We start from the raw sequence: 17,767 nt of genomic DNA on the forward strand, positions 1-17,767 counted from the left end.
ATACCCGGACCGATCCAAGAGCCCCTGCGATGAGAATTCCAGACCACACCTTCACCCCTCTCGGTGGAGTGCCCAATAGCCGACGACGGCGACCGTCACGACCAAAAGAACGGCAAGACCCCTTGACGTCTTCAACACCGGCCAGATCTGTACCGCGATCAAGACGAGCAAGAGCCAGATTATGAGATCCAGTCGGATTCGTAGCGATTGCAGATCCATTACGCGGTATGTCAAAGAAAGCCAGCAAGTATTTTCCGCCACTCTGTGACAACTGCGCTCTCGACGACCGCTCCCCGAGAACGGAAACGCTTAGCTTCGGGAGGCCGTCGCCGTAACCGTGTCACGGCTCCGTCGCAGCGGTACCGCTCTCGCTCGCACGCTGGAAACGACGGGCGTCATCGACGAGTCGCGACTCCGCCCGACCGTCGATCTCGCGTGGCCGCGGATCGTCACCGGCTTCGCGATTATGTCGAAACAGACCGTCGACCTGGCGCTCGTCGGCCTCGTCATCGGGCCGACCGCCGTCGCCGGACTGACCCTCGCACACGCCTTCTGGATGGTCGCGAAGTTCGCCGCGATCGGGCTCGCGGGGGGCACCGTCGCGCTCGTCTCGCAGAACTACGGCGGCGGCGACAACGCGCGGGCGGCGGCGGTCGTCCGACTGAGCGTCATCCTGTCGGTTGTGCTCGGCGTCCCGATCGTCGCGGTCTTCAGCCTCGGCGCGGAGCCGCTCGTCGGCCTCGTCGGCGACGACCCGTCGAGCATCGGCCACGGTGCCACGTACCTCGCGGTGGTCGCGCCGGGCTTACTGTTCGAGTTCCTGAATCTGATCGCCAGCCGCACCTACGCGGGCGTCGGCGACACGGTCACGCCGATGGCGGTGCGCGCGGGCGGCGGCCTCGCCAACATCGCGCTGTCGGCGACGTTCGTCGTCGGACTCGGGATGGGCGTCGCTGGCGCGGCGCTCGGCACCGCGCTCGCGACGTTCCTCGTCACGGTCGTCTTCGCGTGGGGGATGACCGGGCGGAACTACGCTCGCGGACGCGGCGCGAGTCCGGTTCCACTCACGCTCTCGGGGCCGCTGGTGGACGCCGAACTGCTCCGACAGATCGCGCGCGTCTCGACCCCGCTCGTCGCCCGGCGGGCGGCCCAGGGTCTGGTCGTGTTTCCCCTGCTCGCCATCGCGGCGACCTTCGGCCCGATCGCCGTCGCCGCCATCGGCGTCGGTCGGCAGGTCCGCGCGCTGCTCGAGAGCTTCTCGTGGGGCTTCTCGATCGCCGCGTCGACGCTCGTCGGCCAGACGCTCGGCGCGGGAGACGAGGGGGAGGCGAAGGCGTACGGGTGGGGGATCATCCGACTCTCCGCGGTCATCTACGTCGTCGCCGCCGCGGTCGTGGTCGCCCTCGCGGACCCCATCGCTGGCGTGTTCGTGAACGAACCCGAACACCGAGCGCTGTCGGCGCAGTTCGTCCGAATCGCGGCGATCAGCGTCATCGCGCTCGGGATCGACGGCTCGATCACGGGAGCGCTCCGCGGCGCGGGCGACACGAACGTCCCGTTCATCGCCGCGCTCGCGGGGCTGTATCTGGCCGCGCTGCCGCTGGCGTGGCTCGGAACCGTCGTCCCCGCGCTCGGCATCTCCGGGCTGTTGCTCGCGCTGCTCGCCGAAACCGCGGTCCCGATGGTGGTGAACCTCTGGCGGTTCCGCTCGGATCGCTGGCAGGAGATCAGCCGGTCGTACCGGCCGACGCCGAGCGATTGAGCCCCGGATCGGGTGCCGACCCCGGGCCGCAAGCGAGCCGTCTCCGAACGTGAACCGCTCGCCCTCGCGTCGTCGTCGTCCGATTCCCACAGACCCTTATGTCGAGCCGTCGGATGGACGATATGGTCGAAACCGAGACCTACACCATCGAAGCGCCGAACGGCGATACCGAAGAGATCGAACTCCCCGCGGGCCTCGTAGACGTCTTCACCGAACAGGGAGAGTCACCGACGGTCGTCGTCGGCGACCTCCTCATCCAGTCGTTCGCCCAGCAGGCCCACGGCGTCGTCCACCACAGCCAGGGCGAGACGCCTGCCGACCTCGAGGCGCTCAACGAGAAGATGGAGGAGCTATTCGAGGAGCGCTTCGGCGTCTCGCTCGGCGAGGCGATGGGCCACAGCCACTAATACAAGCGCCCGGGGCCACCGCACCTCACGGCTATCGAACCGTCATCGCTACCGACGTGAATCGGTACAGACACGGCTCCGCTTCCGGCGTGACTCCTCCGACGCGAGCTTTCTTCGGACCGACGCATTCGAGTGTCTCAAATAAACGCCAGCGGAAGCATCACGGCCACACCGGCGACGAGTCCGCCGATCAGCTCTCGGCGACCGTCGTCCGGGAGCGATCGACCGACGTCGCGGGCCTCCGGAATGAACTCCGTGAGGACCAGGTAGATCATCGCCCCGGCGGCGAAGCCGAAGCCAGCGGGGAGAAACTCCCGCGCGGTCCGGACGAAGTAGAAGGCGATCACCGCGCCGATCGGCTGCGGGAGGCTCGAGAACACCGACCACCAGACGAGCTTCCAGTTCGGCACGCCCATCGAGCGAAGCGGGATCGAGATGGCGACTCCCTCCGGGACGTTGTGAATCGAGATCGCGATCGTCATAAAGATCGCCAAGAGCGGCACGACGAACCCGAAGATCTGGGTGCCCCCTTGTACGCCGAGATCGGCGAACGAGACGCCGACAGCGACGCCCTCCGGGAACGAGTGGACCGTGAGTACCCCGAGTATCAACACCAACTTCTTGAAATCGGCTTCGGCGTACTGCTGTGGGTCGACCTCCGCGGCTTCGATGACGTCGTGGGCGACGTAGACGAGGAGGACGCCGGCGGCGAGACCGCCCGCGAGCAAGAGCAGATCCTGATGGGGAATTGGGTCGACGGAGAGACCGCCCAGCGAGACGTGCACGTACGCTCCGAGCGCTTCGAGAACGAGACCGAACACCGACGCCGAGAGCATAATTCCGGATGCGATCCCCCACAGCGCGACGTTCCAGCGGTCGCCGATATCCGAGAGAAAGAAGAACGGCAGCGCTCCCAACCCGGTCGCGAACGCGGTGATGAGTCCCGCGACGAAGACGAATCCGAGCGACCACAACTCGACCATATCTGAGAGAGGTCGTCGACGACCATAAACATTTCATATTTCTGATTATTTTGGCCGACCTAAAATATGATTTCGTCCGCTGTCACAGAGGTTTCTGCTACGAACTCCAGTCAGATTATGATCACAAATGCGCGATGCTGGATCATCGGACAGTCGGAAGTCGGGGCTGATGTCGGTATCGCTGCCACGTTGCCTCGGGGTCGAAGCGCTCTTGAAACGGCGGATCACAGTGACCCGTATGCATCACCGAGCAGCCGAGTTCGTCGAGCAGGCGCGCGAACGCTACGACCTCGAACCGACTGTCGAGGAGTTCCCGCAGGGAACGAAGACGGCCGCCGACGCTGCCGAAGCCGTCGGCTGCGACGTGGGACAGATCGCGAGCAGTCTGGTCTTCGATGCCGACGACGACCTCGTAGTCGTCGTGACCAGCGGCGCGAACCGCGTGGACGAGAGCCGCCTCGCCGCTCATCTCGACGTCGCCGACGTCTCGATGGCCGACCCCGACGCGATCGCCGAGGTCGTCGGCTGGAGCATCGGCGGCGTACCGCCGATCTGCCACGAGACGGACGTTCCGGTCTTTCTCGACGAGTCGCTCTTGACCCACGAGACGGTTTGGGCCGCCGCGGGAACGCCCTCGGCGGTGTTTCCGATCGAGCCCGATGAACTTGAACGCCTCTCCGGGGCCACCCCGATCGAGGTGTGACCCTCGATTGCGTGATCTCGTCTGAGAGGCTGTTTCGTTTCTCGGGTCCTGTCTCGCTCCGTCTATAAGCTCGTCGACAGTATTTCCTCGTACGCGCACGTACTATCGATATGGAGTCCGAACCGACTACGAGTGCGTCGAGGGACGCCGACGAGCGCGAACGGGTCTGGCTCGTCGAGCGGACCTACTCGGACGACGAGCAGAACATCGTTATCCTCGTGTACGCGACACCGGACGGATCGCGGTACCTCCGAAAGGAGCGGGCGCTGACGAGCTTCGACGACGCGCGCGAGACCACTGCGTCCGTGCTCGCCCGCGAGTCGAGTCTCGGCTCGGTCAACGACCCCGATGAACGCGAACGCTACGCTCAGGAGGCGAAACGGACCCGAGATCAGTACGCCGCGACCGATCGGATCTGAGCGTGCTCGCGAGGGATTCCGGAAATGAATACTCGGAACCGAGAACTGTGTACCCGAATTTAACCACGGTCCGTGAGTAGGAGTACCCAATGGGAGCACTATCCACGCTGTTCGCGCCCGGACGCATCGCCGTCGTAGGGGCGACGGACCGCGAGGGGTCGGTCGGTCGAGCGATTATGGAGAATCTCCTCGACTCCTTCGCCGGTGAGGTCGTTCCCGTAAACCCGAGCCGAGAGGAGGTGTTCGGGCGCTCGGCGATCGACAGCGTCGGCGACGCCGACGCCGACCTCGCGGTGATCGTCGTCCCGCCGAACGTCGCCGTCGACGTCGTCCGAGAGGCGGGCGAAGCCGGAATCAGAAACGTGGTCGTCATCACGGCCGGGTTCGGCGAGACCGGCAGCGAGGGCGCCACCCGAGAACGGGAACTGATCGACGTCGCCGAGGCGTGCGATATCGACCTCGTCGGCCCGAACAGCCTCGGAATTATGTCGACGCCCGTCGGGATGAACGCCACCTTCGGCCCCGAGAACGCCCAGTCGGGTCGGATGTCGTTTATGAGCCAGTCGGGGGCGTTCATCACGGCGGTCCTCGACTGGGCGAACGCCGAGGGAATCGGCTTCAAGGACGTCGTCTCTCTCGGCAACAAAGCGGTCCTCGACGAGTCCGACTTCGTCGAGGAGTGGGGCGACGACGAGGAGACGGAGGTCATTATCGGCTACCTCGAAGGGATCGACGACGGGCGGCGGTTCATCGAAACCGCCCGAGAGGTCACGCGGGAGACCCCCATCGTGCTGGTGAAGTCAGGCCGTACCGACGCCGGTGCACAGGCCGCTTCCAGCCACACGGGAGCGATCGCCGGATCCGACGAAGCCTACGAGGCGGGGCTCGAACAGGCGGGCGTCATCCGAGCCGAATCGGTGCAGGAACTGTTCGACGCCGCGCGGGTGCTAGAGAGCCAACCAGTCCCCGACTCCGACGCCGTCGCCGTCATCACGAACGCGGGCGGTCCGGGCGTGATGAGCACAGACGCCGTCGGCGATTCGCGGTTATCGATGGCGTCGTTCGCGGACGAGACGCTCGACGCCTTCTCGGAGGCGCTGCCCGCCGAGGGGAACATCTACAACCCCGTCGACGTCGTCGGCGACGCCGGTAACGATCGGTTCCGCGACGCGCTCGACGTCGCCCTCGCCGACGAGAACGTCGGCAGCGCGCTCGTCCTCGCGTGCCCGACGGCGGTCCTCGATTACGGGCGGTTAGCGGAGGACACCGTCGAACTGCAGGCGACGCACGGCAAACCGATCGCGGCCTGTTTTATGGGCGGAGACCGCGTCACCCCCGCCGCGAAGGTCCTCTCGGAGGCCGGGATCCCGAACTACTTCGATCCCGCTCGGGCGATTCTCGGACTCGATGCCCTCGCGCGCTTTCGGGACATCGCCGAACGCGAGTACGAGTCGCCGACGACGTTCGACGTCGACCGCGAGCGCGCCCGCGAGATCCTCTCGGCCGTCGAAGACCGATCTGACACCCGACTCGGCGTCGAGGCGATGGGACTGTTGGACGCGTATGGCATCCCGACGCCGGACGGGGAAATCGTCGACTCGCCCGCCGACGCGCGAGAGGTCGCCGCGCGCATCGACGGCGACGTCGTGATGAAGATCGTCAGTCCTGACATCCTGCACAAATCGGACATCGGCGGCGTGAAAGTCGGTGTAGCCGAGGCTGACGTCGAGGACGCCTACGAGGACCTCGTCTCGCGCGCTCGCAACTACCAGCCCGACGCGACGATTGTCGGCGTGCAGGTGCAGGAGATGGTCGACCTCGACAGCGGCGTCGAGACGATCGTCGGAATGAACCGCGACCCGCAGTTCGGCCCGCTCCTGCTGTTCGGCCTCGGCGGCATCTTCGTCGAGATGCTCGAAGACACGACGTTCCGGGTCGCGCCGGTCTCCGGTGTCGAGGCTGACGCAATGACTCGCGAGATCGACGCCGCCCCGTTGTTGCGCGGCGCGCGCGGTCGCGAGCCCGTCGACGTCGACGGCGTGACCGAGACGATTCAGCGCCTCTCACAGCTCGTGACCGACTTTCCGTCGATCCTCGAACTGGACATCAACCCGCTCGTCGCCACGCCCGACGGCGTCGAGGCCGTCGACGTGCGCCTCACCGTCGATCCCGACCGACTCGAAGGAGCCCACAGATGAACACGAACACTCTACTCGTCACCTCGATCGAAGACAGCACCGGCAAAACGGCAGTTACGCTCGCGCTCGGACGGCTCGCACAGGAGCGCGGCCTCCGCGTGGGATATATGAAACCAAAGGGAACGCGGCTCCAATCGAACGTCGGCAAGACGCTCGACGAGGACCCGATGCTCGCTCGGGAACTCCTCGGACTGGAGAGCGAGATACACCAGATGGAGCCGATCGTCTACTCGCCGACGTTCGTCGAGGGCGTGCTCCGCGGCCGGGAGAGCCCCGACGAACTCGGCGAGATCGTCGAGCGGTACTTCGCCGAACTCGCCGCGGAGACCGACCTGATGCTCGTCGAGGGCGGCGGCTCCTGGACCACCGGTGGGATCGTCGACCTGACGGACGTCGACGTCGCAGACCGGCTCGATGCGGGCGTCCTTCTCGTCGCGGACTACGGACAGGCGAGCGACCTCGACGACGTCGTCGCGGCCGCGGACGCCTTCGGCGACCGCCTCGCGGGCGTGCTGTTCAACGGTGTTGCCGACGCGTCCTTCGACGAACTCGAAAGCGAAGCCGTTCCGTTCCTCGAAGGACGCGGCGTGCCCGTCCTCGGCGTCGTGCCGCGGGAGCGAGAGCTGGCTGGCGTCCGTGTCGGCGACCTCGCGGCCGAACTGGGGACGGAGGTCGTCACCGAGGGGGACTCCGACGCCTACGTCGAACGCTTCCTCGTCGGAGCGATGGGCGGCGACACCGCGTTACGCTACTTCCGGCGAACGAAGAACGCGGCGGTGATCACCGGCGGCGACCGCTCGGAGATCATCACGGCCGCGTTGGAAGCGCCGGGCGTCAACGCCGTCATCCTCACCGGCGGGCACCGACCGTCGGGCGCGATACTCGGACGTGCCGAACAGCGCGGGGTGCCGATTCTGCTCGCCTCGGGCGATACGCTCTCGGTCGTCGACCGCGCGGAAGCGATCGTCAACACGGGCCGCGCCCGCGACGAGGAGACCATCGCCCGAATGAGCCAACTGCTGTACGATCACGCCGACGTCGACGCGATCATCGGGGTCGACGGCGACAGTGAGAATGTCGCCGGAAGCGGGGATGGCGAAGACCGACGCAACGAAGACGGCGAAGATCAACCCAACGAAGACGACGAAGATCAGCCCAACGACGCTGGCGGAGACCAGCGCGGCGATCACCACGGCGACGAACACGAGTAACTCTGCGAGCGAACCGCTCGATCCACGTCCGTGTAACTCGTTCGCGCCTCGTCATTCCGTCGCCTCCTCGACGGCAAATAAGCCGAAATCCGCTCGAAGCCCGCGTAACCACTCATTAACTATTACCACATACTCCGAGATAGGGGTATGGATTTCGACTGGCCCACCTACTTCGAGTGCGCGGCGTGCGATGCCGAGTTCCCCGCGGACGCGGTCCGATACGACGATCTGGGCTATCCCGAGTGTCCCGAGTGTGCGGCGCGGACCGGGCCACTCGCGAGTCTTGAAATCGTCGACGGTGCCGAACCCGAAATCGCCGACTGAGACCGTCCGATCGCCGTTGGGAAGCCGGAACATACAGGCTCCTGAGCGGCGATCGGCGGGTATGGAGTGGACACGGAGCCTCTATCGAGACGGTCTCGTGGAGTGGACACGCGAGGACGGGTGCGCGACGATTCGCCGTCGTCGCCGCCCCGACGGCCGATGGATCGTCAGGTTTGATCGCCTCTTTCAGGCATCCGCGGGCGGTGGCTATCACCGCGAGCGCGTCGACGACCTCGACGCGGCGAACGAGTTGGTGGCGGCGTGGAAACGCGAAGATCCGATCGAGTGATTCGACTGGGTGATCCAATCAAGTGATTCAATCGAGAAACTCGACCGGGATGTCCGAACCGTCCGTCCCCGAAACCTCACTCCTGCAGCCGATGCGTCGTCTCGATCAGCGGGTGTCGGCCGTAATCTTCGATCTCGATATCTTCGATCGAGTGCAGCCCCTCGTTGTCGGCCGTGCGTTGCATCCCGAGTTCGACCGGCTCGTCCAAGACGATCACGGAGGCGTCCATCTCCTCGATCCCGAGCTGATAGGCGGCCATCACGCGGTGGTGCCCGTCCGCGAGGAGGAGCTTTCCGCTGTTGTCGATCACGACCAGCGGCTCGGCGAGCCCCCGTTCGAGCTCGTACTTTCGCCCCTCGAGTTCGTCGGCGTACACCCGTCCCTGCGTCGGCGTGAGATCGCTGAGGTCGACGACGCGAGGTTCCTGGTGGAGGCTCGTCTCGTGGATCTGTTCGAGCGTCCGCATCAGCTTCCCGACCTTCTCGGGCGTCGCGCGCTCGATCTGCGACCGCACGACGTCCGTGTTCGAGATAATGCCGACGAGGTTGTCGGCGTCGTCGACGACCGGAAGTTTCTGAATGCCGGATCGGAGGATCACGCGCGCGGCGTCGATCACGTCCATCTCTGGGTGGGCAACGATGATATTCTCGGTCATCACGGTGAAGATGAGCGCGTCGTCGTCGACCAACAACAGGTCGCTGGCCGTGACGAACCCCTCGACCTTTCGACCCTCCGAGACGGGAAACCCGTTGTGTCCCTCGCTCTCTTTGATTCGGCGCGCGACGTCCGCGACGGTATCCGTCGGTGCGACCGTCTGGACCTCGCGCGTCATATACTCCTTGACCTTCGGTCGCCCACTCATCGTCTTCGATACGAGCGCAGCACGCAAAAGCGTACGGCATCGGTCCGTCCACTCGCGTGACCGCGGTACGTCTCCGCTGTCTCCGCTCCTCACTCTTCGAACGATTCGAACGGCGACTCGAACGTCCACTCTTCGCCGTCGCCGACGTTCAGAAGCGTCGTCGCGTCTTCGAGCGTCTCGAAGAGCCGACCGGCGATGACGTCCGTGACGATGCTCGTCAACTCTGCGGCAGAGTCCTCGTCGGCGTCGGCGAGAATACCCAACGGGACCTGCGCTCCGGCCATATCCGCGTGACCACCGGCGCTTCCGATGGCGTCGAGCGCGTCTCGCAGCGTCTCGCCGAGGTCGACGTCCGTCCCGCGGGCCCGCCCGGAGACGTAAACGGTCCCGTCCTTGAACCCGTAGACGACAGAGATACGGATTCCCTCCATATTCAGCAGGCGGTCCGCGGCCTGCGCGAGGGCATCGCGGTCGGTGATCGCGCCGACGTTGGTTGCGAGGGCGTCGCCGCGAACGTCGCGGTTACGGATCGCCCGCGCCAGCGTTTCCACGACTGCGGGGGTCATACTGGGTGATTCGACTCGATCGAGCAGCGACAGGTCCGCGTGTGTGAGCAGCCACGCCGCGGCCTCGAAGTCGACGACCGAAACCTCCCGCGAGAAGTCGTTCGTATCGATTCGGATGCCGAAGAGCAGCGCCGTCGCCAGTGATTCCTCCGGGTCGATCCCCGCGCGGCGGAGGTACTCCGCGAGGAGCGTGCTGGTCGAACCCACCTCGCGTCGCAGATCGACGAAGTGCGCTTCGACCGGCGCGCGCGGTGGGTGGTGATCGACAACGATGTCGACCTCGGTCTCCTTCGAGAGCCCGTCGTTGACCCCCGGCCGCGAGTGATCGACGAGCGCGACGCCGCCGTACGCGTCGATGTCCTCTTCGTCCTCGAGTTCGGTTAGATCCAACCCCAGGAGGTTCACCAACGCGCGGTTCTCTTGGTGGGATATCTCCCCGAAGTAACACGGATCGGCGTCGATCCCCACGGCGGCCGCGATGCGCACGAGTGCGAGGGCGCTGGCGATCGCGTCGGGATCGGGGTTGTCGTGCATCACCACCGCTAACCGGCCGTCGATCCGTCGGAGCGCGGAGAACAGCCGCTGTAATCGATTCGCACCGAGTCCGATCGTCACGTCTCGAAACCGGTCGTGAAGGGCCGCCTCGGCGTCGATGATCCGATCCGCGATCGACTCGATCCGCTCCCGCGCGTCGGCCCCCGTGTCGACGCCGACGTACGCGATCACCTCCGCGTTCGGGTACGTCTCTCTGGCTTTCGACGCGGCCGCCGCGTTCGTTTCGCCGTCGTCGCTGGCGACGAACACCAGGTCCGCTCGGGCCGGAAAGACGGACGTGTCGTCGGGACCGGTTCGATGGAAGCTGATAGCGCCGGTTCCCGTTCGGAGCGTGTCCGGATCGCAGTCGGCGATCACCGTCAGCTCTCCCGGCCACTCGGCGAGCCGTTCGATGGTTCCGCGGACGGGCGCTCCACAGCCCAGAACCAGCCGCCGTTGCATAGTTCGTACTCAGACTCCCGGCGGCATAATCTCTGCCATCCCACCTTGTTCCGCCTCGGGTGCGCCTTCGGCGCTCCGCGCTCTACTGGCGACCCGTGAGTCCCTCGGGGGGAAGCGAGACGGCTCTGCCGTCTCGCCCTTGTCGCAACACCTGTCTCGCTGAGCGGATCGAGGCAAGGCCTCTGAGACGCGCAGCGCCTCCCGGTCGGAGAAAACTGGAATTTCACCGATACACGATGGTCCATTCCTCGGTTATTTCCCATCACCCCGGTAGTAACGAGAGGTATCGGCTAATTACACCGTAAAAACGAACATAGCTACTCACGGCGTACGTTGGCATCCCTACGGAGGGAAATTATGGCAGTCGAACAGGGATACACGGAGGCGAAAGAAGACCTCGAAGAGACGTTCGGGATGGTTCCACCACCGCTGGATACGATTCCCGAGGACGATGCGGTCCAGGAGTGGCCGACGTTCAAAAAATACACCGTCGGCGAATCGGAGATTCCACCGAAATATCGGGAACTGATCGGACTCGCTATCGCGGCGAATATCAAGTGCCCGTACTGTGCGCATTTCCACGGCGCGGCCGCGCAGCTACACGGCGCCACCGAAGCGGAACTTGCGGAAGTGTATTCGCTGTCGAGTTTCACCGCCCGCTACAGCAGTATGCTCCACGCCCAGCAGTACGACTTAGACGAGTTCGAGGACAAAGTTCAGCAGATCGGCGAACATCTTCAGCAACAGATCGCGGCGGACGATTAACTCTCGCCTACCAATTTTTTCATCAATAGCTACGGACCAGACAACACCTCCACTCGCTGGAGGCTAACGCACTTCGCCACCGCCGACGAGCGGCCGCAGGGCCGCAACGTTGGCGGCATTTTCCTTCCAGGTTTTTACGGGGGTCCGAGGCCGCGCGTAGCACGGCCGAAGGCCCCGAGAGAAAGGTGGTGCGAAAAGGAGGGTGTCTAGAACAGCGCCGCCGCGACCGACTGCGCGGTCTCGATGACCGGACCGAAGCCGGGGAGCAGCAGCAGCGTGGCGAGTCCGGCGAACAACACGGCGGCGTAGAGGCCGACCGGTCGGCTCTGGATCTCGAAGTCCTGCGCGGGCGACTCGATCCACATCGCCTTGACGACGCGGCTGTAGTAGAACAGCGACAGCGCGCTGTTGATCGCGCCGACGGCGGCGAGCCACCAGAACCCGGCCTCGATGGCCGAGTAAAAGAGGGCGTACTTCGAGAGGAAGCCGCCGAACGGCGGCAGACCCGCGAGGCTGAACATGAACACCGTCATCGCCACCGCGGCGATCGGTGCCGTCGTCGCGAGGCCGTTGTAGTCCTCGAACGTCCGGCCGACGCCCCAGTGTTCGACCATCGCGATGAACAGGAACGCGCCGGTGTTCATGAAGCCGTACACGAGCAGGTGCGCCATCGACGCGCCGAGGACGTCCCCGTTGGGACCGCCCGCGGTCAGCGCCGCGAGGCCGATCAACGCGTAGCCCGCGTGTCCGATCGAGGAGTACGCGAGCATCCGCTTGACGTTCTCCTGGGTCGCCGCGGCGAAGTTCCCGAGCGTCATCGTGACGACGGCGAGAACCTGGAACGCGAGCACCCAGTCGACGCCCGCCGGGATCGCCCCGAGCGGGAACGCCTCGACGAAGACGCGGAAGGCGATAGCGAAGCCAGCCGCCTTCGACGCCGACGAGAGGAACGCCGAGATCGGCGCGGGCGCGCCCTCGTAGGCCTCCGGCGCCCAGAAGTGGAACGGCACGGAGGCGGTCTTGTAGGCGACCCCACCGACGATCATCAGCACGCCCACGCCGAGGACGCCCGCCATCTCGGTGTCGCCGAGTGCCGCGGCGACGTCGCCAAGTACGAGCGATCCCGTGACGGCGTAGACGAGGCTGATGCCGAAGATCATCACGCCGGAGGAGACCGATCCGACGAGGAAGTACTTCAGCCCCGCCTCGACGCTGCCACGGTTCTTCTTGAGGAACGCGACGAGCGCGTACGAGGGCAGCGAGGCGAGTTCGAGGCTGATGAAGACGGTCGCCAGCGAGTTCGCCATCGACATCAGCGTCATCCCGGTCGCGGCGAAGAGCACGAGAGAGTAGAACTCCGCGCGGTGGGCGTGATCGCTGAGGTAGTCGTAGGAGGCGACGGCGACCATCGCGGTGACGATCGTGACGATGAGCGTGAAGAAGAGGCTCATCCCGTCGACGACCATCGTGTCGCGGAACAGCGAGATTGCGCCGCCGGTGTGTTCCTGGCCGGTGCCCGCCACGAGGAACCACGCCGCGACGCCAAAGGCGAGCAGCGAGCCCGCGGCGGACACGCCCGCCAGGAGGGTGTTGCTCGTCTCCTCGGGGTACAGCGTGTCGATGCCGAGCAGCGCGAGGCCAGTGAGGCCGAGCAGGATCGCGGGCAGCATCGCCGTCCACGCGGCGGCCGGTTCGGACTGCAGCACGACTGCGTCGAACATCATAGCCCACCTCCCGTGAGGATCGGATTAACAGCGTCTTGGATCATCCCGAAGAACAGATCGGGCGCGACGCCGAGCACGATCGTGAGCAGCAGCAGCACCGCCAGCGGCGCGACGTCGTGGAACGGCGCGTTCGTGATCTCGTACTCGCCGTCGAAGCTGAACGGTCCGAACAGCGTCCGCTGCATCGCGAACAGCAGATAGCCCGCGACGATGACGATGCCGAACATCGCGGTCGCGGTGAACAGCGGCATTCCGGCGTGTACGGTCGACTCGAACGAGCCCTTGAAGATGAAGAACTCGCCCGCGAAGCCAGCCATCAGCGGCAGGCCCATATAGCCGAACGCGCCAGCCACGAAGATGCCCGCGGTGACGGGCATCCGATCCGCGATGCCGGACATATCGCCGACCATCCGGGTGTGTGTCGTGTTGTAAATGACGCCGACCGCCATAAACATCAGCCCCGAGATGAGGCCGTGGGCGATCATCTGGAAGGTCGCGCCGCCGACCCCGTAGGTCGTGTACGCGATCAGACCGAGGATGACGTAGCCCATCGACGACACGGAGGAGTACGCGACGATGCGCTTGAGATCCTCCTGTGCGAGCGCCAACATCGCGCCGTAGATGACGCTGATGACGGCGATAGCCGCGATCGGGACGACGAGCGCCGTCGCCACGTCCGGCATCATCGTGAAGTTGAACCGAAGCAGCGCGTACGTCCCCATCTTCAGGAGGACGCCCGCGAGCATCACCGACACCGGCGTCGGCGCTTCGACGTGTGCGTCCGGCAGCCACGTGTGCAGCGGCGCGACCGGGACCTTCACCGCGAAGCCGAGGAACATCGCCACGAAGGCGACCGTCTTCAGCGTCGCGGCGTCGAGCCCGGCGAACGCGCCGAGTTCACCGGCGCGGAGCGCTTGGGCGATCTCGGGCAGGCGCATCGACGACACGGAGTCGCCGAGACCGAACACGAGCGCGATGAAGCCGATGAACATCACGAGCGACGCGATGTTCGTGTACACGAAGAACTTGATCGCGGCGTAGCGGCGGTTCGGGCCGCCCCAGACCCCGATGAGGAAGTACATCGGGACGAGGACGGCCTCCCAGAAGATGAACCACGCGAAGAAATCGAGCGCGGCGAACACTCCCAGGAGGTTCGCCTCCATGAAGAGCATCAGCCCGTAGAACTGCGACTGTCGCTCCACGATCGGCGTCCACGCGCTGACGATTGCCAGCGTCGTGAGGATCGTCGTGAGGACGATCAGCGGCAGGCTGATGCCGTCGACGCCGACGAACCAGTGGAGGTCGAGGCCACCGAGCGTCAGCCAGACGACGTCTGTCTCGAACGCGATGGAACCGCCGAGCAGGGCGTTTCCGCTCGCGTCGTACTGTGCCCACATCCAGAGGCTCCCGAGCACCGGGAGCGCGCTGAGTGCCGCCGCGAGTCGACCGGCGTACTCGTCGGGAGCGACGAACACGACCAGCGCGGCGAGGAACGTGACCGCAATGAGCGCTTCAATAATCATACGAACCACCCTCCGAGAATCCCGAAGGCGAGAAGCAGCGCCGTCAGTCCGAGCGTCAAGAGCGCCGCGTAGTTACTGACGACGCCCGTCTGAATCCGGCGGACGCGGCCGCCAGCGAACAGGCTGACCCCCGAGACGCCGTTGACGACGCCGTCGACGACGCCCCCGTCGAACTTGTTGGCGACGCGGGCGAGAGGTCGGGCGACGCCGTTCGCCAGCCAGACCTGGTACTCGTCCTGGTAGTAGTTGTTGTACAGGACGGCCTTGATGCGACCGAGGCGGTCGGTGTGTCGGATCGGCTCGGGCACGTTGTACAGGAGGTACGCGAGACCGGAACCAGCGAGCGCCAGGCCGAGCGAGACTGCGGCCCCAACCGCCACTGTCGTCGCCTCGGAGCCGATGTACGACGAACTGTACGGGATGAGGTCGGCGTAGTGGTGCGCGGTCAGCCCCTCGAAGCCGCCGTCGAGCCACTGGTGGAGGAAGTCGATCCCTCCGATTCCGAGCAGTTTCTCGATCGGCACCATATTGACGACGCCAGCCACGGTGGCAAGAACCCCGAGGACCACGAGCGGCCCCTTGACGTTCCAGCGCACGCCGTGCGGGTCTTCCGCCGTCTGTGACCGCGGGTTGCCGTGGAACGTCAGGAAGAACATCCGGAAGGTGTAGAATCCGGTGAAGAAGACCGCGAGCAGTCCCATCGCATACGCGCCCAAGAGCAACGGACTTCCGCCGAGGCCGTGGATGAGCGTCTCATACAGGACCTCGTCCTTCGACCAGAAGCCAGCGAACGGGAAGATACCCGCGAGCGCGAGTGACCCCGCGAGGAACGTGTAGTAGGTGACGGGCATCTTGTCTTTGAGCCCGCCCATGTCCCACATATTCTCGTTGTGGTGCATCGCGATGATGACCGACCCGGCCCCGAGGAAGAGCAGCGCCTTGAAGAAGGCGTGCGTCATCAGGTGGAAGGTCGCAGCGACGTAGCCGCCACCGCCGAGTGCCAGCATCATATAGCCGTACTGCGAGATCGTCGAGTACGCCAGCACCTGCTTGATCTCACGCTTGACGAGTCCCATCGTCGCCGCGAACAGCGCGGTGAAGCCGCCGATGAAAGCGATGATCGCGAGCGCGGTCGGCGAGATGGCGTAGAAGCCGTACATCCGCGCGACGAGGTACACCCCGGCGGCGACCATCGTCGCGGCGTGGATGAGCGCCGAGACCGGCGTCGGGCCCTCCATCGCGTCCGGAAGCCACGTGTGCAGCGGGAACTGCGCGGACTTGCCGATCACGCCGCCGAGAACGAGCAGACCGACGATCGTGAACCACGTCTGCGGCTCGAAGCCGAAGGTGGTCACGCTCGCCTCACCGTTGAGTGCGGCCTCCGCGAGCGCGGGGAAGGACTCCGATCCCGCGAACGCCGCCGTGCCGAACGTGGCGAAGACGGCGACGACGCCGACGAGGAAGAAGTAGTCCCCGAAACGCGTGACGAGGAACGCCTTCTTCGCGGCGCTCGGCGGACCCGGTTCCCGGAAGTGGAAGCCGATGAGCAGGTACGAGCACAGCCCGACCAGCTCGAAGAACATGAACGCCATCAGCAGGTTGTCGGCGACGACGAAGCCGAGCATCGACGCCGTGAACAGGCCGAGTCCGGCGTAGTAGCGCGGGAGGCCGGTCTCGCCCTCGTCGTTCATATAGCCGAGACTGAAGACGTGGACGAGGAACGCGATGAGCGTCACGATGAGCAGCATCATCGCCGACAGCGGGTCGATCAGGACGCCGAACGTCAGATCGACCGCGTCGATTCCCTCGGCCCACGTGTAAATGGTCGCATCGTACGTCTGTCCCCCGGCGACGGTGAGGACCGTCGCGATTGCGAGGACGAGCGAGCCCGCCGTCGCGGCGATGCCAGCGAAGGCACCGCCCTTCGGCAGGCGGTCGCCCACCGAGAGCGCGACGAGGAACGAGACGAACGGCAACAAGACGATCGCGGGTGCGAAGTCGAGTATTCCTGCCATCTTACCACCTCATCGTCGTCGCGTCGGTGACGTCGACGCCGTCGAAGTTGCGGTACAGCACCAGGATGATCCCGATGCCGATCGCGACCTCGGCGGCGGCGAGCGCCATCGTGAACAGCCCGAGTGTCTGCCCCGTGACGTTCCCCCAGACGTAGGAGAACGCGACGAGGTTGATGTTCGCGGCGTTCAACATCAGTTCGACCGACATCAAGAACAGCAGCGCGTTGCGCCGCGTCAGGATGCCGAACAGTCCGATACAGAAGACCGCGGCGGAGAGGAGCAGGTAGTACTCCGGCGGGACCATCACTCCTCACCTCCGAACAGCTGCTCTCTGAGGGCCCGACCGCCGTCGGCGACGAGCCCCCGGTCGCTTCCGTCCTCGCGACGAGCGAGATGGACCGCGCCGTCGAGCGCGACGTCCAGCGTGATCGCGATGAGGATGAACGCGACGAGGAAGCTCTCCCCGGCGACGTCTCCGAGCTCCAAGTTGAACATCGCGTAGCCGATGCTGGCCGTGATGTTCGCACCGTCCGCGAACCCCTGCGGCTCCGGCATCGACGCCGACAGGATCGCAGCCGCCATCACGACGAACAGCGCCGCCGCGGCGAGTCCGGGAACGAGATGCGAGCCCAGTTTCAACTCGGGTTTCGTAGTCATGTGTTACTCACCTCCGGTTGTGTACGCGTCAGCATCACGGCGAACGTGATGAGGATGAGAACCCCGCCGACGTAGACGAGGATCTGCATTGCGGCGAGAAACTCCGCCTGCAACATCACGTAATGCACCGCGACGCTCAAGAGCGCGCCCCCGAGTAGGAGTGCGGAGTGCCAGATGTCCCGCACGAGGACGACGCCCAGGCTGCAGCCCACGGTCACGAGGGCGAACAGCGCGAACGCGATGGTCTCATAAACCATTGTGTGTGTCTCCTTGAGGTATCCCTTTGAAGATTTCGAGAAGTCCGCGCCCGGGATCATCCCGGCCGAACGGACTTTGATCGGCAGTCTGTCCCGCTCTCTGTGA

General features: G+C 65.4%; 19 protein-coding genes. 9 read left to right on the forward strand and 10 right to left on the reverse strand.

The window, feature by feature from the left end; genetic code table 11:
- Window positions 1–51: 51 nt before the first annotated feature.
- Window positions 52–219, reverse strand: a complete 168-nt coding sequence (locus FJT57_RS16355) for a hypothetical protein (RefSeq protein ID WP_162524291.1) — start codon at window positions 217–219, stop codon at window positions 52–54.
- Between the two features lie 118 nt (window positions 220–337).
- On the opposite strand from FJT57_RS16355, the gene FJT57_RS00790 reads away from it, so the two are divergent.
- On the forward strand, window positions 338–1,762 hold the full coding sequence (locus tag FJT57_RS00790) for an MATE family efflux transporter (RefSeq protein WP_144900911.1): 1,425 nt from the start codon (window positions 338–340) through the stop codon (window positions 1,760–1,762).
- Between the two features lie 122 nt (window positions 1,763–1,884).
- A complete protein-coding gene (locus FJT57_RS16360; RefSeq protein ID WP_162524292.1) occupies window positions 1,885–2,169 on the forward strand; it encodes a DUF7545 family protein in 285 nt (94 codons plus the stop codon).
- A 137-nt stretch (window positions 2,170–2,306) separates the two neighbouring features.
- On the opposite strand, the gene FJT57_RS00800 is transcribed toward FJT57_RS16360, so the two are convergent.
- Window positions 2,307–3,152 carry a ZIP family metal transporter gene (locus tag FJT57_RS00800; RefSeq protein WP_144900912.1) on the reverse strand — a complete coding sequence of 282 codons (846 nt, stop codon included), beginning with the start codon at window positions 3,150–3,152 and terminating at the stop codon, window positions 2,307–2,309.
- A gap of 238 nt (window positions 3,153–3,390) precedes the next feature.
- Here FJT57_RS00800 and FJT57_RS00805 point away from each other — a divergent pair, with 238 nt between their 5' ends.
- The 6 genes from FJT57_RS00805 to FJT57_RS00825 all read left to right on the forward strand — a co-directional run bounded on the left by FJT57_RS00805 (window position 3,391) and on the right by FJT57_RS00825 (window position 8,296).
- Entirely contained in the window at window positions 3,391–3,855 is a 465-nt protein-coding gene (locus FJT57_RS00805; RefSeq protein WP_144900913.1) for a YbaK/EbsC family protein, read from the forward strand.
- 110 nt (window positions 3,856–3,965) lie between these two features.
- On the forward strand, window positions 3,966–4,274 hold the full coding sequence (locus FJT57_RS00810) for a hypothetical protein (RefSeq protein WP_144900914.1): 309 nt from the start codon (window positions 3,966–3,968) through the stop codon (window positions 4,272–4,274).
- An 89-nt stretch (window positions 4,275–4,363) separates the two neighbouring features.
- Window positions 4,364–6,472 (forward strand): acetate--CoA ligase family protein, encoded by a 2,109-nt coding sequence (locus tag FJT57_RS00815; protein ID WP_144900915.1) that lies wholly within the window; start codon window positions 4,364–4,366, stop codon window positions 6,470–6,472.
- Window positions 6,469–7,683, forward strand: coding sequence for a phosphotransacetylase family protein (locus FJT57_RS00820; RefSeq protein ID WP_144900916.1), 1,215 nt, complete (start codon window positions 6,469–6,471; stop codon window positions 7,681–7,683). Before FJT57_RS00815 ends, FJT57_RS00820 begins: the two co-directional genes overlap by 4 nt.
- Before the next feature lie 147 nt (window positions 7,684–7,830).
- On the forward strand, window positions 7,831–8,007 hold the full coding sequence (locus tag FJT57_RS16530; RefSeq protein WP_203229062.1) for a hypothetical protein: 177 nt from the start codon (window positions 7,831–7,833) through the stop codon (window positions 8,005–8,007).
- Between the two features lie 61 nt (window positions 8,008–8,068).
- On the forward strand, window positions 8,069–8,296 hold the full coding sequence (locus FJT57_RS00825; RefSeq protein ID WP_144900917.1) for a DUF7543 family protein: 228 nt from the start codon (window positions 8,069–8,071) through the stop codon (window positions 8,294–8,296).
- A 76-nt stretch (window positions 8,297–8,372) separates the two neighbouring features.
- Here the strand turns inward: FJT57_RS00825 and FJT57_RS00830 are convergent, their stop codons facing one another.
- Both FJT57_RS00830 and FJT57_RS00835 read right to left on the reverse strand, forming a co-directional pair.
- On the reverse strand, window positions 8,373–9,158 hold the full coding sequence (locus FJT57_RS00830) for a CBS domain-containing protein (protein ID WP_144900918.1): 786 nt from the start codon (window positions 9,156–9,158) through the stop codon (window positions 8,373–8,375).
- Window positions 9,159–9,247: 89 nt separating this feature from the next.
- Window positions 9,248–10,720, reverse strand: coding sequence for a DHH family phosphoesterase (locus FJT57_RS00835; protein WP_144900919.1), 1,473 nt, complete (start codon window positions 10,718–10,720; stop codon window positions 9,248–9,250).
- A 357-nt stretch (window positions 10,721–11,077) separates the two neighbouring features.
- Here FJT57_RS00835 and FJT57_RS00840 point away from each other — a divergent pair, with 357 nt between their 5' ends.
- Window positions 11,078–11,485, forward strand: coding sequence for a carboxymuconolactone decarboxylase family protein (locus FJT57_RS00840; protein ID WP_144900920.1), 408 nt, complete (start codon window positions 11,078–11,080; stop codon window positions 11,483–11,485).
- 206 nt (window positions 11,486–11,691) lie between these two features.
- On the opposite strand, the gene FJT57_RS00845 is transcribed toward FJT57_RS00840, so the two are convergent.
- The 6 genes from FJT57_RS00845 to FJT57_RS00870 are packed head-to-tail and all read right to left on the reverse strand — an operon-like array spanning window position 11,692 to window position 17,661.
- The gene (locus tag FJT57_RS00845; RefSeq protein WP_144900921.1) at window positions 11,692–13,206 is read right to left on the reverse strand and encodes an NADH-quinone oxidoreductase subunit N; all 1,515 of its coding nucleotides are present in this window, start codon (window positions 13,204–13,206) and stop codon (window positions 11,692–11,694) included.
- Entirely contained in the window at window positions 13,206–14,732 is a 1,527-nt protein-coding gene (locus FJT57_RS00850; RefSeq protein ID WP_144900922.1) for a complex I subunit 4 family protein, read from the reverse strand. Before FJT57_RS00850 ends, FJT57_RS00845 begins: the two co-directional genes overlap by 1 nt.
- Window positions 14,729–16,747, reverse strand: coding sequence for an NADH-quinone oxidoreductase subunit L (nuoL, locus tag FJT57_RS00855; protein WP_144900923.1), 2,019 nt, complete (start codon window positions 16,745–16,747; stop codon window positions 14,729–14,731). Before nuoL ends, FJT57_RS00850 begins: the two co-directional genes overlap by 4 nt.
- A 1-nt stretch (window position 16,748) precedes the next feature.
- Entirely contained in the window at window positions 16,749–17,051 is a 303-nt protein-coding gene (nuoK, locus tag FJT57_RS00860) for an NADH-quinone oxidoreductase subunit NuoK (RefSeq protein ID WP_144900924.1), read from the reverse strand.
- The gene (locus tag FJT57_RS00865) at window positions 17,051–17,404 is read right to left on the reverse strand and encodes an NADH-quinone oxidoreductase subunit J (RefSeq protein ID WP_144900925.1); all 354 of its coding nucleotides are present in this window, start codon (window positions 17,402–17,404) and stop codon (window positions 17,051–17,053) included. Before FJT57_RS00865 ends, nuoK begins: the two co-directional genes overlap by 1 nt.
- On the reverse strand, window positions 17,401–17,661 hold the full coding sequence (locus FJT57_RS00870) for an NADH-quinone oxidoreductase subunit J (protein WP_144902461.1): 261 nt from the start codon (window positions 17,659–17,661) through the stop codon (window positions 17,401–17,403). The genes FJT57_RS00865 and FJT57_RS00870 overlap by 4 nt, the downstream gene beginning before the upstream one ends.
- Between the last annotated feature and the right edge of the window lie 106 nt (window positions 17,662–17,767).

The sequence above is a fragment of the Halobellus captivus genome (assembly GCF_007655485.1).
Taxonomy (GTDB): domain Archaea; phylum Halobacteriota; class Halobacteria; order Halobacteriales; family Haloferacaceae; genus Haloquadratum; species Haloquadratum captivum.

Excerpts from the sequence above, each read along its gene's own strand:
- FJT57_RS00865 (WP_144900925.1), bottom strand. The coding sequence starts at position 17,404 with ATGACTACGAAACCCGAGTTGAAACTGGGCTCGCATCTCGTTCCCGGA.
- nuoL (WP_144900923.1), bottom strand. The coding sequence starts at position 16,747 with ATGGCAGGAATACTCGACTTCGCACCCGCGATCGTCTTGTTGCCGTTC.
- FJT57_RS00845 (WP_144900921.1), bottom strand. The coding sequence starts at position 13,206 with ATGTTCGACGCAGTCGTGCTGCAGTCCGAACCGGCCGCCGCGTGGACG.
- FJT57_RS00835 (WP_144900919.1), bottom strand. The coding sequence starts at position 10,720 with ATGCAACGGCGGCTGGTTCTGGGCTGTGGAGCGCCCGTCCGCGGAACC.
- FJT57_RS16355 (WP_162524291.1), bottom strand. The coding sequence starts at position 219 with ATGGATCTGCAATCGCTACGAATCCGACTGGATCTCATAATCTGGCTC.
- FJT57_RS00820 (WP_144900916.1), top strand. The coding sequence starts at position 6,469 with ATGAACACGAACACTCTACTCGTCACCTCGATCGAAGACAGCACCGGC.
- FJT57_RS00840 (WP_144900920.1), top strand. The coding sequence starts at position 11,078 with ATGGCAGTCGAACAGGGATACACGGAGGCGAAAGAAGACCTCGAAGAG.
- FJT57_RS16360 (WP_162524292.1), top strand. The coding sequence starts at position 1,885 with ATGGTCGAAACCGAGACCTACACCATCGAAGCGCCGAACGGCGATACC.
- FJT57_RS00810 (WP_144900914.1), top strand. The coding sequence starts at position 3,966 with ATGGAGTCCGAACCGACTACGAGTGCGTCGAGGGACGCCGACGAGCGC.
- FJT57_RS00815 (WP_144900915.1), top strand. The coding sequence starts at position 4,364 with ATGGGAGCACTATCCACGCTGTTCGCGCCCGGACGCATCGCCGTCGTA.
- FJT57_RS00830 (WP_144900918.1), bottom strand. The coding sequence starts at position 9,158 with ATGAGTGGGCGACCGAAGGTCAAGGAGTATATGACGCGCGAGGTCCAG.
- FJT57_RS00825 (WP_144900917.1), top strand. The coding sequence starts at position 8,069 with ATGGAGTGGACACGGAGCCTCTATCGAGACGGTCTCGTGGAGTGGACA.
- FJT57_RS00870 (WP_144902461.1), bottom strand. The coding sequence starts at position 17,661 with ATGGTTTATGAGACCATCGCGTTCGCGCTGTTCGCCCTCGTGACCGTG.
- FJT57_RS00850 (WP_144900922.1), bottom strand. The coding sequence starts at position 14,732 with ATGATTATTGAAGCGCTCATTGCGGTCACGTTCCTCGCCGCGCTGGTC.
- FJT57_RS16530 (WP_203229062.1), top strand. The coding sequence starts at position 7,831 with ATGGATTTCGACTGGCCCACCTACTTCGAGTGCGCGGCGTGCGATGCC.
- FJT57_RS00800 (WP_144900912.1), bottom strand. The coding sequence starts at position 3,152 with ATGGTCGAGTTGTGGTCGCTCGGATTCGTCTTCGTCGCGGGACTCATC.
- FJT57_RS00805 (WP_144900913.1), top strand. The coding sequence starts at position 3,391 with ATGCATCACCGAGCAGCCGAGTTCGTCGAGCAGGCGCGCGAACGCTAC.
- nuoK (WP_144900924.1), bottom strand. The coding sequence starts at position 17,051 with ATGGTCCCGCCGGAGTACTACCTGCTCCTCTCCGCCGCGGTCTTCTGT.